This window comes from Streptomyces sp. NPDC050315 (assembly GCF_040655775.1).
Taxonomy (GTDB): Bacteria; Actinomycetota; Actinomycetes; order Streptomycetales; family Streptomycetaceae; genus Streptomyces.
Genome location: NZ_JBFAKN010000006.1, coordinates 408,707 through 425,497, shown reverse-complemented (window position 1 = coordinate 425,497; position 16,791 = coordinate 408,707). Strand labels below are relative to the sequence as shown.

Here is a 16,791-nt window from a genome sequence, read left to right as displayed (position 1 = left end):
ACGGCCTGATCACGGGGCCGCGGGCGGCAGCCGCTGACCGTGGTCCGGTGACCGAGTCACGCTGAAGGGGCCGCATCCTTTCGAGGATGCGGCCCCTTCAGTCGTTCGGAGCCGGCCGCGCAGCCCGGCGGACCTCAGCGGGCCGCGCCGGTCACGATCCAGCGGCCGGAGCGGGTACGGACCCACAGGGTCACCATGCGTACGGCCATCATCAGCGCCATCGACCACCACAGCGCGGTCAGCCCGCCGCCCAGCACTGGTACCGCCAGCGCCACGGGTGCGAAGACCGCCAGCGTGACCAGCATCGCTCCGGCCAGGTACGGCCCGTCCCCCGCGCCCATCAGTACGCCGTCGAGGACGAAGACGATGCCGGAGACGGGCTGGCTCACCGCGACCACCAGCAGGGCCGGCAGCAGAACGTCCTTCACGGCGGGGTCGGTGGTGAACAGCGGGATGAACAGTGGCCGGGCCAGTGCGACCAGGATGCCGAGCACCACTCCGGAGGCGATCCCCCACTCGACCATGCGTCGGCAGGCGGCCTTCGCTCCGTCCACATCGCCCGCGCCCAGATAGCGCCCGATGATGGCCTGGCCGGCGATGGCGATCGCGTCCAGCGCGAAGGCCAGCAGCGACCACAGGGTCAGGATGATCTGGTGGGCGGCCACATCGGCGTCGCCGAGCCGCGCGGCCACCGCCGTCGCGATCATCAGGACGGCACGCAGCGAGAGGGTACGTACCAGCAGGGGAACGCCCGCCTGTGCGGAGGCGCGGATGCCGGCGGCGTCGGGACGCAGCGAGGCGCCGTGCCGCTTGGCGCCGCGAACGACGACGCTGAGATAGACGGCCGCCATGCCGCACTGGGCGATGACGGTGCCCCAGGCGGAGCCGGCGATGCCCAGGCCGGCGCCGTAGACCAGGCCGGCGTTGAGCGCGGCGTTGAGAGTGAAGCCGCCGATCGCGACGTACAGCGGGGTTCTGGTGTCCTGCAGGCCACGGAGCACGCCGGTGGCGGCGAGCACGACGAGCATCGCGGGGATGCCGAGGGAGCTGATGCGCAGGTAGGTGGTGGCGTACGGAGCGGCGGTGCTGGACGCCCCGAAGACGTCGACCAGCCAGGGGGCGGTGGGCAGTACGACGGCGATCACGGCGGCGCCCAGGAGGAGGGCGAGCCAGATGCCGTCCATGCCCTGGCGGATGGCGGCGGAGAGATCGCCGGCGCCGACCCGGCGGGCGACGGCCGCGGTGGTCGCGTAAGCGAGGAAGACGAAGACCGAGACGGCGGTCGTGAGGAGGGCGGCGGCTACGCCGAGCCCGGCCAGCTGCGGGGTGCCGAGGTGGCCGACGACGGCGCTGTCGACCATGACGAAGAGAGGTTCCGCGACGAGCGCGCCGAACGCGGGGAGAGCGAGTGCGATGATCTCGCGGTCGTGCCTGCGGCCGGTGCGCCGGGGCTTCGCGGGGGCCTGTGTCATGCGCCCAATCTAATCTTCCACAGGTAAGAGACACAACTAGCTTCTGCCCCTTACTCCTCGGGGCTTGGGGTGCAGTTCTCCCCAGCGCATGACGCGATCTTGAACAGGTTGCCGAAGTTTTTCTCCCCCACAGGCTATGGATGAAGAAGCCGCAGGTCAGAGGTGTCAGGCGAGGGTGATTGTGTGTTTGTCCACACCGATTTCCCCCGCGCCGTGCACAGGAAGCGGGGAGTTCTCCACAGGTTGGGGGCGATCATCCACATGGCCTGTGGATAACCAGATTGGCGGACGGTGCCCGGCGGCCTACCGTTGTGCGGCGCCCCCTCCCCGTGTCGGTCCCTGGATTCATCCGAACTCGTCGCGCCGTAAGCGGAGTCGGGTGTCTCGATTGTCAGAGCCGTGCCGTAAGAAAGAAGGGCACAGCAAGGTCCGCGTCGCGGACGGGAGGAGGTGGCGTGGTGAGCGTGCCTGAGCCCATGCAGCCCATGGATGACCCCTGGGCCGACTCCGGCCCCGGCGACCGGCTGCCCGCCCGCTCCCGCCGGAACGACGGCAAGGGACGCGGCCGCGAGGACCGGTTCGACCGCGAGGACGGCGACGGCGCGTGGTCCGGCGGCTTCGAGCGGGTCCCGCCGCAGGACCTGGACGCCGAGCAGTCCGTGCTCGGCGGCATGCTGCTCTCCAAGGACGCCATCGCCGATGTGGTGGAGGTCCTCAAGGGCCACGACTTCTACCGCCCGGCGCACGAGCTGGTCTATCAGGCCATCCTCGACCTGTACGCCAAGGGCGAGCCGGCCGACCCGATCACCGTCGCCGCCGAGCTGACCAAGCGCGGCGAGATCGGCCGGGTGGGCGGCGCGTCGTATCTGCACACCCTCGTGCAGTCCGTGCCGACGGCCGCGAACGCCGAGTACTACGCGGAGATCGTCCACGAGCGGGCGGTGCTGAGACGGCTCGTCGAGGCCGGCACCAAGATCACGCAGATGGGATACGCCGCCGACGGCGACGTCGACGAGATCGTCAACAGCGCGCAGGCGGAGATCTACGCCGTCACCGAGCAGCGCACCAGTGAGGACTACCTCCCGCTCGGCGACATCATGGAGGGCGCGCTCGACGAGATCGAGGCGATCGGCTCACGTCAGGGCCAGATGACCGGCGTCCCCACCGGCTTCTCCGACCTCGACTCGCTGACGAACGGCCTGCACCCCGGCCAGATGATCGTCGTCGCGGCCCGACCGGCGATGGGTAAGTCCACGCTCGCGCTGGACTTCGCCCGAGCATGTTCGATCAAACACAACATGCCGAGTGTCATCTTCTCGCTCGAAATGGGCCGCAACGAGATCGCGATGCGTCTGCTGTCCGCCGAGGCGCGGGTGGCACTGCACCACATGCGCTCCGGCGCGATGACGGACGAGGACTGGACCCGGCTCGCCCGCCGGATGCCCGACGTGTCGGCCGCGCCCCTCTTCATCGACGACTCGCCGAACCTCTCGATGATGGAGATCCGGGCCAAGTGCCGCCGCCTCAAGCAGCGGCAGGACCTGAAGCTGGTGGTCATCGACTATCTTCAGCTGATGCAGTCCGGCGGCTCCAAGCGCGTCGAGAGCCGTCAGCAGGAGGTCTCGGACATGTCCCGTAACCTCAAGCTGCTCGCCAAGGAGCTGGAGCTCCCGGTCATCGCGCTCTCCCAGCTGAACCGTGGCCCTGAGCAGCGTACGGACAAGAAGCCGCAGGTCTCCGACCTCCGTGAGTCGGGATCGATCGAGCAGGACGCCGACATGGTCATCCTCTTGCACCGCGAGGACGCCTACGAGAAGGAGTCCCCGCGCGCGGGCGAGGCGGACATCATCGTCGGCAAGCACCGAAACGGCCCCACCGCCACCATCACCGTCGCCTTCCAGGGCCACTACTCCCGCTTCGTGGACATGGCCCAGACCTGACGGCCGCCTCGGCCGGGCGGCGGGGTGCGACGACGGGTTCCCAGCCAGGAGATGCGTTTCCGGTCAGGCGCGGAACAGTTTCCAGAACGCCCGTGCCGTGTCGTCGGCCGGAGCGGGCGTGTCGGCCGTGATCCAGGTGGCGATCACACCGATCAACGCGCCGGCCAGGTACGCGGCATGCAGCTCGGGCGGTACGTCGTCGGCTCCGCCGGGCCGCCGTCCGTCCCGGAAAGCCGTGGCGAGCTCGGCAGTCAGCCGTTCCCGCAGCCGCGTGGCGAACAGCGCGCTGCCGTGGGCGCCGAGCATGCGCCGGTACAGCGCCGCATTGCCGGTGAAGTGCTGGAACAACTCGCGCAGCGGCTCGGGAACTTCATCCCCGGGGGCGTCCTGAGGACACAGCGCCGCCGCTTGTGCCACATGCGCGACGGCTTCGTCCATGGCGTCCGTGACCAGCGCGTTCACGTCGGGGAAGTGCTGGTACACGGTGGCCCGGTTCACTCCGGCCTGCTTGGCGACCTCCGACATGGAGATCGCGGCGGGGTCCTTGTCCGCGACCAGCTCCAGGATCGCCGTCCGCAGCCGGGCCCGACTGCGCTGAGCACGAGGGTCATCCAGGTTCATACCGCTCACAGTAACCGACAGTTGTCGCTTTTCTAAACGACATCTGTCGGTTACTGTCCCGGTCATGCGAATCGAGATCTGGGCAGACGTGGTCTGCGCGTGGGCATACATCGGCAAGCGGCGCCTGGAGAAGGCACTCGCGAGCCGTGAGCCGGGCGGGGCCGAAGTCGAGATGGTGTGGCGCCCGTTCAGGATCGACCCGACCACGCCGGATCAGGCCGTACCCATCGAGGAGGCATGGCGTGATCCGATGGTGGATGCCGCGCTGCGGCAGTGCGCGCCGGGTCTGTCCCCGGCCGAGAACCGGGTGCGTATCTCGGAGGTCGCGGCAGCGGAAGGTCTGGGCCCGCGCTGGGGAGCGGCTTGGCGGGCCGCCAGCCACGATGCGCACCGCCTCCTCCACCTGGCTCTCGCGCACGGTGGTGCCGTGCTGCAGAACGAGGTGGCCGAGCAGATCATGAAGGCCCACTTCATCGACGGCGCCGACATCAGCGACCGGAGCAGTCTCAAGGACATCGCCGTCCGGTCCGGATTCGCGGAGGGAGCGGCGCTGCTGGACACCGATGCGGGCGACCGCGACGTACGCGAGCTCCTCCTGATCGGCAAGGCACGCGCCATCGCGACCTCGCCGACGATCGTGGTCGGCGACCGGGCGCTCGCCGGTGCCCAGCCGCCGGAGGTGATCGCGGAATTCCTCGCCCGGGGCGACCGCAGCCGCGAGTTGCCCGCGGAGGTACGGCGGCTGCGCTGGGCGGAGTCCCTGCTCGACCAGCACGATCCGCTGGGGGCCCTCACCGTGCTGAAGCCGCTGCTCGACGAGTACGCGGACGACCTGAACGTCCGTCGGCTCGCGGCCCGCGGCTACTTCCACTCGGCACAGCTGTCGCGCGCCCGCGAAGTACTGGAGGCGTTGGTCGTGGACGCGCCCGACGACTCGTACGCGCGACTGATGCTCGGCCGCACTCTTCAGCGGCTGGGGAAGGAGGACGAGGCCGCTCTGCATTTGAGGATGGCCGCCGCGATGACGCCGGAGTTCGGCTGAACGGTCAGCGTCCGCCTCGCCTCGGTCCGTACGGTCCATGAGACTGAGCCTGTCGGATTCGCCGATTCGGTACGGGAGTTCGTCGGCAAACGGCAGGCCGGAGCATGAGGGATGGAGTGGGGCGTGAGTGGTGTGAGGAACTGGGCCGGTGTGGCGGTGTCTTCGGATGAGGATCGCCAGGGTGCGGAGCTGTTGCCGGGTACCAGGCGGGAGCTGTGGCGGCGGCTGGCTGTGGGGCAGGCAGAGGGGCGGGCGCCGTCCATGGTGGGGGCGGTCGTGCGGGACGGGCAGCCGGTGTGGCTGGGGCTCCGCGGGGCGGTGGACGGTGCGGTGCCGCACGCCGACATGCAGTACCGCATCGGTTCGCTCACCAAGACATTCGTGGCCGTGCTCGTCCTGCGGTTGCGGGACGAGGGGCTGCTCGGCCTGGCCGATCCGCTGGGCAAGCACCTCGACGGTACGCCGGTACCCGACGCGACCGTCGCGCAGCTGCTCTCGCACAGTGCCGGGCTGGCGGCCGAGGCGCGCGGGCCGTGGTGGGAACGGACGCCGGGCCTGCTGCGGCCGGGGTCGGCCGACCTCTTCGGCGAGCGGCCGCGCCGCCACCCGGCGGGCCGTCGGCACCACTACTCGAACCCCGGGTACGCGTTGCTGGGAGCGCTCGTCGAGCGGCTGCGCGGCGGCGAGCACTGGGGCGTGGTGCTGCGCCGCGAGGTGCTGGAGCCACTGGGTATGACGCGTACGACCTTGGACCCGGTGGCGCCGCACGCGGCCGGCTGGGCCGTACACCCCTGGGCGGACGTGCTGCTGCCCGAACCGGCCGAGGACACCGGGCGGATGGCGCCGGCCGGCCAGCTGTGGTCGACGGTGTCGGACCTGTGCCGGTGGGCGGCGTTCCTGGTCCGAGGCGACGAACGGGTACTGGGCGCGGCGAGCGTGGCCGAGCTGCGGATGCCCGCCGTACCGGCGGAGGGCGACTGGAGCACGGGGTACGGCCTCGGGCTGCAGCTGCTGCGGACGGACGACGGCCGGGTACTGGCCGGGCACACCGGCTCCATGCCGGGCTTCCTGGCCTCTCTGTGGGTCGGCACGGACGCCGGTACGGACGAGGGTGTCGCGGGTGTCGCGCTGGCCAACTGCACGTCGGGCCCCGCGGTGAGCGGGATCGCCGCCGACTTCGTACGGATCGTGGCCGAGCGGGAGCCGCGGATTCCCGAGCCGTGGCGACCGCTGGCCGGACCGCTGGACGAGGAGCTGCTGGCGCTGACCGGGCCTTGGTTCTGGGGCTCCGCTCCGTACCTTCTGCGGCTGCGGCCGGACCGGGAGCTGGAGCTGAGCCCCATGTCCGGCGGGGGCCGCAGCTCGCGGTTCCGGCCGACGGAGGACGGGAGCTGGACGGGCCTGGACGGTTACTACGCGGGGGAGACGCTGCGCGCGGTGCGGGCCGCGGATGGTTCGGTGAGCCATCTGGATCTGGGCACGTTCGTGTTCACCCGCGCGCCGTACGAGCCGTCGGCGCCGGTGCCGGGCGGCGTCGACGCGGGCGGCTGGCGTACGGAGGGGTGAGCTCGGAGGGGTGAGTCCGGGGGAGGAGGCTGGGGAGGGTGGCGGCGGAGTCGGGTGGCGGGGTGTGTGCGGGCCGCGGGCAGCGGGTGCCGGAGTCGGGGTGACGGGGCGGACGTACAGTCGAGCCAGATATCAGGAGTGCCCGGGAGCCGCCGTCGTGCGGGGCCCGCTACCGCTGGAAGGCCACTGTGACTGCCGTGAACGATGCGACCGCGACCGCGAACTCCGACGCCCCGGTGCTGCTCGACCTGCCGCCGCTCACCGCGGCGCACTTCGCGCGGATCGAGGACAAGGTCGCCGCGCTGATGGGGACCGAAGCGGACGTCGTGGCGATGCAGGGCGAGGCGCTGCTGCCGCTCGAGGCGTGCATCCGCTCGGCCGTACGACCCGGCAGCACCGCCCTGAACATCATCACCGGGCCGTACGGCGAGACCTTCGGCGGCTGGCTGCGGTCCTGCGGCGCCGAGGTGGTCACGATCACCGCCCCGTTCACCGGTGCGGTTTCGCCGCAGCAGGTCGCGGACGCGCTGCGGGAGAACCCCGCCATCGACTTCGTGAGTCTGGTGCACGCCGAGGCCGCGACCGGCAACACGAACCCCGTCGCCGAGATCGGTGCGGTGGTGCGGGAGCACGGCGCGCTGCTGATGCTGGACGCGGTGGCGTCGGTGGGCGCGGAGCCGCTGCGTACCGACGAGTGGGGCGTGGACCTCTGCGTCATCGGCGGGCAGAAGGCACTGGCGGGACCGGCCGGTGTCTCGGTCGCTTCGGTCAGCGCCCGCGCCTGGGAGCGGATCGCCGCCAACGAGCAGGCGCCGCGCCGGTCCTACCTCTCGTTGCTGGACTGGAAGGAGCGCTGGATCGACGGCGGCCGTACGGCGCTGCCGCACGCGCCGGCGCAGCTGGAGATGCTGGCGCTGGAGCAGGCCGCGGACCGGGTGAACGACGAGGGGCTGGATGTCGTCATCGCCCGCCATCGCGCTGCCGCGGCGGCGACGCGTGCGGGCGTACGGGCCCTGGGCGGCCTGACGCCGTACGTGCTCCGTGACGAGGACGCCGCACCGGCCGCCACGACGCTCCGGGTGCCGGAGAACGTGGACGCCCGCGAGGTCGTGGCCGCGGCACTGGCCGCGAACGGTGGGGTGCCGCTCCAGGCCGCGGCCGGGGCGCTGGCCAAGGAGATGATCCGGCTGAACCACTACGGCCGGGCAGCGGACCGTGGCGTGGTCCTGGCCGCGCTCTCCGCGCTGGGCGAGGGGCTGCGGACGCTGGGCGCCGAGCTGTACGCCGAGGCCGCCGTGGCGGCGGCGGGGGCCGCATGGGATGCGGTGATCGAGGGCTGAGCGGGGCTGAGTGAGCCGCGGGGGAAGGCGCTGGAGGGCCATGTAGGCCATTCGAGTGTCTGATGGGCCTGTAGGCCGGGAGATGGCCTGAGTGGGGCCGTGTTTCACGTGAAACACGGCCCCACAGTCATGTGCGCCGGGGGGCGAAGCGGAACCGGACGCGGAAGCGGAATGGTCGCTCTGCGAGGGAGTGCCGAGCATTCGCCGGCAATTCACCTGAAAACGGAGCGCTGGGCCCCTTAAGTGCCCTAATTTATGGGCGAGTTGAGTGATGAGCGGGCGACAGGCGAGACCCGGGTGGCGAGTCCCGTAGGGCGGCGAAGTCCGGGCGGGTTCCTGGTCGGTTCACGGCCGGCTACCCGGGGGTGGTCCAGCCACGCTTCCATAAACGGAGGGGGCAACCCGTTTCTGTCGCAGTTTTCGTCGGCTCTTTTCAGCAGCTCTTTACGACGGCGCGCCGGATGCGCGGTTGTCGATCATGCTTTTAGCGGCCCTTAGAATCGGAACGCCCGGCCCGTTTATCTGCGCGGTTTCCGGGACAGAGGCGCAGCCGTTTCGAGGAGGCCGGGAAAATGCCGGAGACTGGGTCCGCCGCATTGCGTGCCGACGCGCGGCGCAATCGGGCGCTCGTGCTGCAGGCGGCCCGATCCGCCTTTGAGGAACGCGGGTTGACCGTTCCGCTTGGAGAGATCGCACGGCGCGCGGGGGTGGGGGCGGGCACCGTTTACCGCCATTTCCCTTCCAAAGACGCCTTGTTCAGGGCGACGGTCGCGGACCGGATGCGGCTGTTCACCGATACAGCACGGGACTTGGCCGATGTGCCGGACCCGGGCGAGGTCTTTTTCCGGTTCATTTCCTCGGTGGTCAGGCTGGTCGCACAGAACAAGGCGATGTGTGCCGCGCTGGAAGGGGCGACGGTGGCCGAGGTGCGTCCCGTACTCCCGGGATTGGAAGAGGAATTCTGGTCGGCCCTGGAAGTGCTGCTGGTCAGGGCTCAGCGGGCCGGCGCGGTGCGTAAGGACGTGGGCATCGCCGATGTGCGGGTGCTGCTGACCGGGTGCATGGCCATGGAAGTCCGCCGGTCGGCGGCGTCCGGCCCGCCGGAAAGGGGGCCGGGGGAGGAGCCGACGGGTGCGGGGGATTCCCCGGCCGATATGAGGGTGTCGGACGGTGTGTCGGGCCGTATGACCGCCCTGATGTGTGACGGTCTGCGGGCCGGGCGGGACGTAACGAAACTCCCGTTCGAAGCCGCAGAAAATAACGAAACTGTGTGCGAAGAATGCGGCGGACCTGTGCATATGGCGCATACCGGCCGGCCCGCCCGCTACTGCGGCGGGGCCTGCCGGCAGAAGGCGCACCGGACCCGGTCCAGGGCGCGTTCCGAAGGGGGCACAGTCCCTGAGGCGGAGCCCACCGACAGGTCCGCCGAGGTCACAGCTGGCGCTTGAAGCCCAGGTGGGAGGCGTCGAAGCCGATCCGCTCGTAGAACCGATGGGCGTCGACGCGCGTGGCGTCGGAGGTCAGCTGTACCAACTCGACGCCTAGCGCCCGGGATTCCTCCACCGCCCAGTCCATGAGCCGGGTGCCCAGGCCGCTCCCCCGCTCCTCGGAGTGGATGCGCACGCCCTCGACGATCGACCGGGTGGCGCCGCGCCGCGAGAGCCCCGGAATGACGGTGAGCTGGAGTGTTCCCACGACGCGGCCGGCGCGTTCGGCGACGACCAGGTGCTGGTTCGGGTCATCGGCCAGCCGCTTGTACGCCGTACGGTACGGAGTCAGGTCATCCGGGGACTCGCGGGTCGCGCCCAGTGCGTCGTCGGCCAGCAGTGCCACGATGGCGGGGAGGTCCGCTTCGGCCGCCCGACGGATCTTGAAATCGCTCATGGCCGCGACCATATGCGGTGCGAGGGCTGCGTCCCAGGGGCAGTGCACGTCGCGCCCGCCACGCTGCCCCGCGGCGCACGCCACGCTCCTTCGGAGCGCGCGGTGCGCGCTCAGCGCCCGCCCGTAGGTGCCGCCCCCGTAGCCATCCCCTCCACCGCGGCCACCAGCGGCGCCAGCTCCGGGCGTCGGGCCGCCTCGCTCAGCGCCTCGGACAGCGCCGCGTCGTGCGTGGGGCGCGCCTCCTCCAGCAGCTGGTGGCCCTGCTCGGTGACGTTCGTGTAGATGCCGCGGCGGTCGTCGGGGCACAGGTAACGCGACAGCAGCCCGCGCTCCTCGAGCCTCGTGACCAGGCGCGTCGTCGCGCTCTGGCTGAGGACGACCGCATCGGCGACCTGGTGCATGCGCAGGTGGCCGCCCACGCCGTCGTGCTGCTCGCTGAGCACGTTCAGGACGGAGTACTCGCGCACGCTCAGCCCGTGTCCGTCCTGCAGGGCGCGCTCGATGTGCGTCTCGATCCGGCCGTGCAGGACGGAGAGCGCGCACCACCCCTGGGCGAGGCCGGGCGCGCGGACGGTCTGCTGGCACTGCGTCATGAGAACCCTCCCTTGGGTCGTACTCCTGAGGATAGGCCACCCGTGAAATAGCCCGCGCTTGCAAGTAACCCGCGTCTGCAATTATTGTGAACGCACTCAACCTCCCCCTGCAACGTTTTGAAGGGCCCAGTCATGCCTCTCGCACTTCTGGCGCTGGCCATCGGCGCCTTCGGAATCGGCACCACCGAATTCGTGATCATGGGGTTGCTGCCGGAGGTCGCCGCGGACTTCGGCGTCTCCATCCCCACTGCCGGCTTCCTGACCACCGGCTACGCGCTCGGTGTCGTGGTCGGCGCCCCGCTGCTGGCCGTCCTCGGCGCCCGCGTCTCGCGCAAGCGAATGCTGATGCTGCTGATGGGCCTGTTCATCGCGGGCAATCTCGTCTCGGCCGTCGCCCCCGTCTTCGGCGTCATGCTGGCCGGCCGGGTGATCGCCTCGCTCGCGCACGGCGCGTTCTTCGGCATCGGTTCGATCGTGGCCGCGGGTCTGGTCGCGCCGCACAAGAAGGCCGGCGCGATCGCCATGATGTTCACCGGTCTCACCGTCGCCAATGTCGTCGGCGTTCCGGCCGGCACGTTCATCGGCCAGAGCGTCGGCTGGCGCGCGACCTTCTTCATCGTCGCCGCGCTCGGCGTACTGGGTCTGCTCGGCATCGCGGCCCTCGTACCGGCCGACCGCCGCGAAGCGGACGCACCGCAGCGCACGCACCTCCGCGGCGAGCTCGCCGCCTTCCGCAACCCGCAGGTCCTGCTGGCGATGGCCATGACCGTGCTCGGCTTCGGCGGTGTCTTCGCCGCGATCACCTACATCGCGCCGATGATGACCGAGGCTGCCGGGTACGCCGACGGGTCCGTCACCTGGCTGCTCGTCCTCTTCGGGATCGGGATGGTGGTCGGCAACCTGATCGGTGGCAAGTTCGCCGACCGCGCGCTGATGCCGATGCTGTACGTGGCGCTCGCCGCGCTGGCCGTCGTGCTCGGGACCTTCACGTTCACCGCGTACGACAAGGTCGCCGCAGCCGTTGCCATCCCGCTGATCGGCGCCTTCGGGTTCGCGACCGTACCGCCGCTGCAGAAGCGGGTGCTCGACCAGACCGCGGACGCGCCCACGCTCGCCTCCGCCGTCAACATCGGCGCCTTCAACCTCGGCAACGCGATCGCCGCCTGGCTCGGCGGCCTGGTGATCTCGGCCGGCCTCGGCGTCACGGCCCCCAACTGGGTCGGCGCGCTGCTCGCCGCCTCCGCGCTGGTACTGGCCTTCTGGTCGGCCGCGCTGGAACGCCGCGACCGGGCGGTCGCCGGCGGCACCGGCCGGGTCGTCGCGGGCGCGACGGCCGAGGAGAACGCGGCGGAGCCCGCGCGGGCGTGACACGCCTCATCCCCACACCCCACCCCTAGTACCCAACGTCACTCCACTCCCCCCAAGGAGCACCACCCCATGAGCACCCCCGACACCATCGCCGCCGTCCGCCCGCTCACCACCGGGGACGTCGATGCCCTCGTCGAAGCCGCGCGGCGGGCCGCCGACGGTGAAGGCGTACGCGGCAGCGTCACCGTGCTGGACGCCGGCGGCCACCTGCTCGGCTTCCGGCGGGACGACGACGCCGTGCTGATCTCGGGCGAGACCAGCACCCGCAAGGCGTACACCGCGCTCCAGCTGGACGCGCCCACCGCCGACCTGGTCGACCTGGTCCGTCCGGACGGCCTCTTCCACACGCTGCCGACCGCCCTCGACCGGCCGCTGCTGTTCATCGCGGGTGGCGTACCGCTGCACCGCGACGGCCGGCTGATCGGCGCCATCGGCTTCGGCGGCGGTGCACCGGAGCAGGACCACCGGATCGCCGTCGCCGCCCGTCAGGCCGCCGGCCTGGAGTGATCACTCCCCTGCGGTGATCACTCCGCGGCCGTCCGGGCCGCCTTCTCCGGCCGCCGCCCGCGCTCCCCGCGCAGGCGGCGGCCGCGCGCTGTCAGCCCCCAGGGCTTCAGCACCGAGACGGCGGTCAGGAAGACGTACAGCGTGAGCGCGACGGCCGGCGTCACGACGAGGTCGACCTCGGGCGGTACCGGCCGGTCCGCCGTCACGGCACCCGCAGCGGTGTTGATCTGCGCGCGCAGCGCCAGGGCGGTGGCGATGACCGCGCCCAACGTGAGCCAGAACTTGGTGACCACCCAGCGGTGCCGGGCCAGCCCCCATGGCGTGCCGAGCGACAGGACGAGGCCGGACACCAAGGTGAGCACCGCGAGCGGGACGATCAGCCAGTCGATGAAGATCTTCATCGAGCGATAGGCGGCCGCGGCGAGTTCCGTGGCGGCGTCGGCCGTCCCTGAACCGGCCACCGCGTCGGTTTCACGTGAAACATCCGCGGACGCCGCCGCGATGCCGAGCGCCAGGAGGCCGAGCGTGAGCCCGAGCCAGCCGACAGAGACGACGACGTGGACGACGAGGGTGGCCCGGCGTGCGGGACGGCTGAGCTGCTGCATGTCACCACCGTCGCGCCCGGCGGCCCGCGGCGCGTCTGACGGCGGGAGTATCCGCCCGTACGCGCGGACGAGTACGGACACCGACTCGTACCGGTTCGTCGCGACCCGGCCTGCCTGCCGACAGCTCGACCGCCTACCCTCGCCCCCATGGCCAAGCTGCACCTCTTCGACCTGGACGGAACGCTGCTCTACGAGTCCGCCGCCGCCGTGGAGATCGCGCGGCAGCTCGGACTGGAACGGGAGACCGGCGAGCTGGAGCGTGCCTTCGCGGCCGGCGAACTGACTCCGCCGCGCTTCGCGCAGCTGGCCTGCGACCTGTGGACAGAGCTGACCCACGCCGATGTCGCGGCCGCTTTCGAGGCGGCGCCCTGGCTGGCCGGCATCCGGGACGTGTGGGCCGACATCCGTGAGCGCGGGGAGCGCTGCGCGGTGATCTCCCTGTCGCCGTCGTTCTTCGTGAACCGGCTGCTGGGCTGGGGCGCCGACGCGGCGTACGGCTCGCGCTGGCCGGACGTGCCGTTCCGGGAGCGGGTGGACCCGACCGGCATCCTGTCCGCCGGGGCCAAGGTGCGTATCGCCGATGAGCTCTGTGCGTCGTTCGGGCTGAGCCGGGCCGACTGCGTGGCGTACGGGGATTCCCGCTCCGACGCGGAACTGTTCGCGGCCCTCCCGGCGTCCGTGGCGGTGAACGCGGATCATCACGTCAGCGAACTCGCGACCTTCGCGTACGCGGGGCGGGACCTGCGGGAGGCGTACGCGCTGACGCTCGGCGGGAAGGCCGGCGGATGAGCCCACCGGCTCGTGCCACCACCCCCGTCACCGGTCGGTTCACCCGGAACTCACCAGGGCTTCACCGGGACGTCGGCGGGCTGCCGCGGAACGGGACTTGTGGATTCGTCCGGTCCCGGTATGGTCGACTCCGATTCATCGGGCGGGCGCGCCGCGGGTTGCCCCGGCGTGCGCCCGGAGTCCGCCAGCCTACCGGCAACGCATCGTGCGTTACCGGGACTTCAGGCTGTTCGCCCGTACGTACGGGTGCGGGCTGACATGCTGCGGAGGCGTGCGGAGACGGGAACTGCGTTGGGTGTGACACGAGTCGGAGCTGCCCCGCTTTCGCGGGCATTGCCCGGCTAGCGGTTGCCGATCAAGAATGCGAAGACGTTCCACGACCGTTCGAGGCGAGGCAGACCATGGACGCTCCGACCACCGCGTCGGCCGGTAACGGCGCCGACGGTGACAGTGGCGCGTGGAGTTGGTTCACTCCCTCTCCCGCCAAGTCACCGGAAAAGCCCACCGAATCGACTGAAGCCGCCGAATCGGTCGAAGCGGCTGAATCCATCGAATCAACCGAATCGGCAGCCGACCAGGCGGCTCCTCCGACCCTTCCCCGCACGACTCCTGAAGCCGCTTCTCGCGCCGCTTCTCAAGGTGCTCCTGGGGCCGGCGCTCGGACCGCCACGCTCCCGCCCCGCCGTGAGGTCCCGGCCGCGGCGGGGCCCGTGCCGGAGTCCGCGCTGGAGGCATCGGTCCGTACCCAGCGGCCCGCCGCGGCCGAGGCGTCCGCCGACGCGCTGCTCATCCGGCGCACGATGGCGGAGATCGAGCCGGTGGCGGACCAGGTCACCTCGTACTTCTACGCGCTTCTCTTCGTCCGCCACCCCGACCTGCGCCAGCTCTTCCCGGTCTCGATGGACGAGCAGCGCGACCGGCTGTTCAAGGCGCTGCTCACCGCCGCACAGCGGGTGGACGACGACGCGTCGCTCACCGAGTTCCTGGCGCATCTCGGCCGCGGCCATCGCAAGTACGGCACGCTGCCGGAGCACTACCCGGCGGTCGGCGAGTGCCTGCTCGGTGCGCTCTCCCGGTACGCCACGCTCAGCTGGGACGGCGAGGCCGAAGCCGCCTGGATCCGGGCATACACCAAGATTTCACAGACCATGATCGACGCAGCCGCCGAGGACGAGGCCATCGCGCCCGCCTGGTGGGACGCCGAGGTGGTCGCCCACGAGCTGCGCACGCCCGACGTCGCCATCATTACCGTGCGGCCGGACCAGCCGTACCCGTTCCTCGCCGGGCAGTACACCAGTGTGGAGACGCCGTGGTGGCCGCGGGTGTGGCGGCACTACTCCTTCGCCTGCGCGCCGCGCTCGGACGGCCTGCTCACCTTTCACGTCAAGGCGGTACCGGCGGGCTGGGTCTCGGGTGCGCTGGTGCACCGGGCGCGGCCGGGCGACGTCATCCGGCTCGGTCCTCCGGGCGGTTCGATGACCGTCGACCACACCACGGACAACGGCCTGCTGTGTCTGGGCGGCGGTACGGGTATCGCGCCCATCAAGGCGCTGGTCGAGGATGTCGCCGAGCACGGCCGCCGGCGTCCGGTGGAGGTGTTCTACGGTGCTCGCAGCGATCATGACCTGTACGACATCGACACCATGCTGCGGCTGGAGCACGCCCATCCCTGGCTGTCCGTACGCCCGGTGATCTCCAGCGGACCGACGGGCGGTGTGTACCGGAGCATCAGCGGGCGGCTGCCGGACGCGGTGCGGGAGTACGGGCCGTGGGGCGAGTACGACGCGTATGTGTCGGGGCCGCCCGGTCTGATCCGCAGCGGTGTGGACGCGCTGGTCGGCGTCGGCGTCCCGTCGGACCGTATCCGGCATGACGCCGTTGAAGAGCTTGTCGCGGCGGGAGAGTAGTACTTGAGCACGGAAGACAGCAGCCGCTGGGGTTACTCGCGGGAGCCTGCGGGCCGGTACCCGGACGAGTACGCGGTCCAGTACCCGGACCGGTACGCGAGTGAGTACCCGGATGTATACACCTACGAGCCGTCCGCCCCGGCCGCGCCCACGCATGAGCGGCCCAGTGCGGCTGCGCCCACGCACGAGCGGCCCGGTTCGGCTGCGCAGGCGTACGAGCAGCCGGCCGCGCGACCGGTGCCCAGCTGGGCCGTCGAGGAGCGGGCCGAGCGGCCCGGCAGCGACGGTGAGCACCGTGTGCAGCAACAGATGGGGACGACCGACCGCGCCGACCGCTTCTACCGCGACCAGGTCCTGGACCATCTCAACGCGCGCATGCGTGAGTTCGTCGGCCGACAGGAGATGTTCTTCCTGGCGACCGCGGACGGGAGCGGCGAGTGCGACTCGACCTTCCGGGCCGGGCCGCCAGGCTTCGTGCGCGTGCTGGACGAGCGCACGCTGATCTACCCCGAGTACCGCGGCAACGGCGTGCTGGCCTCGCTCGGCAACCTCTCCGAGAACCCGCGGCTGGGCATCCTCTTCGTGGACTTCCTGCGCGACCGGATCGGCCTGCACGTGAACGGGCGGGCCTGGGTCGTCCCGGACGAGGAGATGCGGGTGCGCCACCCCGATCTGCCGGTCGACCCGGTGCCCGGGCGGCGCGCACAGCTGTGGGTGGTGGTCGAGGTGGAGGAGGCGTACATCCACTGCGCCAAGCACATACCCCACCTGCAGAAGGTTCCCCGGCAGGAGCGCGGCGACCGCGCCTGGGGCACGGACGATATGAAGCGCAAGGGCGGCGATTTCTTCGGCGCGGCGGCCGAGGCGGCCGACCGGGCCCCCTACCGGCGCCGGGAAGGGGCGCCGGAAGCGCCACAGGAACCGGCGCCGGCTCGTCCCCGTACCCCCGCCCCTTCTTCCTTCCAGGAGGAGGCGGAGCGCGTACTGGCGCTCGTACAGCAGCGGGCACCGGCGGAACCCGGCGACTTCCGTGGCTGGTTTGGTTAGCCCAGGGACCGACCGCTGTTTCACGTGAAACATGACGTGTTTCACGTGAAACGGTCGTAAGCGATACGACGTGGACGCGGATGTTTCACGTGAAACGGACGGTTCGCGCG

15 protein-coding genes are annotated in these 16,791 nt (G+C 71.0%); 10 read left to right on the top strand and 5 right to left on the bottom strand.

Features of this window, described 5'->3' with window-relative positions; all coding sequences use genetic code 11:
* Nucleotides 1-134: 134 nt before the first annotated feature.
* Nucleotides 135-1,472 (bottom strand): MATE family efflux transporter, encoded by a 1,338-nt coding sequence (locus AB0I82_RS24215; RefSeq protein ID WP_363259439.1) that lies wholly within the window; start codon nucleotides 1,470-1,472, stop codon nucleotides 135-137.
* Between the two features lie 485 nt (nucleotides 1,473-1,957).
* Here AB0I82_RS24215 and dnaB point away from each other — a divergent pair, with 485 nt between their 5' ends.
* Nucleotides 1,958-3,412, top strand: a complete 1,455-nt coding sequence (gene dnaB / locus AB0I82_RS24210; RefSeq protein ID WP_363259655.1) for a replicative DNA helicase — start codon at nucleotides 1,958-1,960, stop codon at nucleotides 3,410-3,412.
* Between the two features lie 63 nt (nucleotides 3,413-3,475).
* On the opposite strand, the gene AB0I82_RS24205 is transcribed toward dnaB, so the two are convergent.
* A complete protein-coding gene (locus AB0I82_RS24205; protein ID WP_363259438.1) occupies nucleotides 3,476-4,033 on the bottom strand; it encodes a TetR/AcrR family transcriptional regulator in 558 nt (185 codons plus the stop codon).
* A gap of 64 nt (nucleotides 4,034-4,097) precedes the next feature.
* Between AB0I82_RS24205 and AB0I82_RS24200 the strand changes: the two genes are divergently transcribed.
* From AB0I82_RS24200 to AB0I82_RS24185, 4 genes are all read left to right on the top strand, one after another.
* Nucleotides 4,098-5,075: a DsbA family oxidoreductase gene (locus tag AB0I82_RS24200; RefSeq protein ID WP_363259437.1), complete on the top strand. Its 978-nt coding sequence runs from the start codon at nucleotides 4,098-4,100 to the stop codon at nucleotides 5,073-5,075.
* A gap of 192 nt (nucleotides 5,076-5,267) precedes the next feature.
* Nucleotides 5,268-6,641: a serine hydrolase domain-containing protein gene (locus AB0I82_RS24195; protein ID WP_363259436.1), complete on the top strand. Its 1,374-nt coding sequence runs from the start codon at nucleotides 5,268-5,270 to the stop codon at nucleotides 6,639-6,641.
* Nucleotides 6,642-6,829: 188 nt separating this feature from the next.
* The gene (locus AB0I82_RS24190) at nucleotides 6,830-7,981 is read left to right on the top strand and encodes an aminotransferase class V-fold PLP-dependent enzyme (RefSeq protein ID WP_363259435.1); all 1,152 of its coding nucleotides are present in this window, start codon (nucleotides 6,830-6,832) and stop codon (nucleotides 7,979-7,981) included.
* Nucleotides 7,982-8,553: 572 nt separating this feature from the next.
* Complete coding sequence (locus tag AB0I82_RS24185; RefSeq protein WP_363259434.1) at nucleotides 8,554-9,429, top strand: helix-turn-helix domain-containing protein; 876 nt, start codon at nucleotides 8,554-8,556, stop codon at nucleotides 9,427-9,429.
* Here AB0I82_RS24185 and AB0I82_RS24180 read toward each other — a convergent pair.
* Together AB0I82_RS24180 and AB0I82_RS24175 are read right to left on the bottom strand one after the other, a co-directional pair.
* Nucleotides 9,413-9,865 carry a GNAT family N-acetyltransferase gene (locus tag AB0I82_RS24180; protein WP_363259433.1) on the bottom strand — a complete coding sequence of 151 codons (453 nt, stop codon included), beginning with the start codon at nucleotides 9,863-9,865 and terminating at the stop codon, nucleotides 9,413-9,415. The genes AB0I82_RS24185 and AB0I82_RS24180 overlap by 17 nt on opposite strands.
* Before the next feature lie 110 nt (nucleotides 9,866-9,975).
* Nucleotides 9,976-10,458 (bottom strand): MarR family transcriptional regulator, encoded by a 483-nt coding sequence (locus AB0I82_RS24175; protein ID WP_363259432.1) that lies wholly within the window; start codon nucleotides 10,456-10,458, stop codon nucleotides 9,976-9,978.
* A gap of 132 nt (nucleotides 10,459-10,590) precedes the next feature.
* Between AB0I82_RS24175 and AB0I82_RS24170 the strand changes: the two genes are divergently transcribed.
* Both AB0I82_RS24170 and AB0I82_RS24165 read left to right on the top strand, forming a co-directional pair.
* Nucleotides 10,591-11,826, top strand: a complete 1,236-nt coding sequence (locus AB0I82_RS24170; RefSeq protein ID WP_363259431.1) for an MFS transporter — start codon at nucleotides 10,591-10,593, stop codon at nucleotides 11,824-11,826.
* Between the two features lie 69 nt (nucleotides 11,827-11,895).
* On the top strand, nucleotides 11,896-12,333 hold the full coding sequence (locus AB0I82_RS24165; RefSeq protein ID WP_363259430.1) for a heme-binding protein: 438 nt from the start codon (nucleotides 11,896-11,898) through the stop codon (nucleotides 12,331-12,333).
* Between the two features lie 17 nt (nucleotides 12,334-12,350).
* Here the strand turns inward: AB0I82_RS24165 and AB0I82_RS24160 are convergent, their stop codons facing one another.
* The gene (locus tag AB0I82_RS24160; protein WP_363259429.1) at nucleotides 12,351-12,938 is read right to left on the bottom strand and encodes a DUF2269 domain-containing protein; all 588 of its coding nucleotides are present in this window, start codon (nucleotides 12,936-12,938) and stop codon (nucleotides 12,351-12,353) included.
* Nucleotides 12,939-13,085: 147 nt separating this feature from the next.
* Here AB0I82_RS24160 and AB0I82_RS24155 point away from each other — a divergent pair, with 147 nt between their 5' ends.
* The 3 genes from AB0I82_RS24155 to AB0I82_RS24145 all read left to right on the top strand — a co-directional run bounded on the left by AB0I82_RS24155 (nucleotide 13,086) and on the right by AB0I82_RS24145 (nucleotide 16,681).
* On the top strand, nucleotides 13,086-13,727 hold the full coding sequence (locus tag AB0I82_RS24155; RefSeq protein WP_363259428.1) for an HAD-IB family phosphatase: 642 nt from the start codon (nucleotides 13,086-13,088) through the stop codon (nucleotides 13,725-13,727).
* A gap of 401 nt (nucleotides 13,728-14,128) precedes the next feature.
* Nucleotides 14,129-15,634 carry a globin domain-containing protein gene (locus AB0I82_RS24150; RefSeq protein ID WP_363259427.1) on the top strand — a complete coding sequence of 502 codons (1,506 nt, stop codon included), beginning with the start codon at nucleotides 14,129-14,131 and terminating at the stop codon, nucleotides 15,632-15,634.
* A gap of 309 nt (nucleotides 15,635-15,943) precedes the next feature.
* Nucleotides 15,944-16,681, top strand: coding sequence for a pyridoxamine 5'-phosphate oxidase family protein (locus tag AB0I82_RS24145; RefSeq protein WP_363259654.1), 738 nt, complete (start codon nucleotides 15,944-15,946; stop codon nucleotides 16,679-16,681).
* The last annotated feature ends 110 nt before the right edge of the window (nucleotides 16,682-16,791 follow it).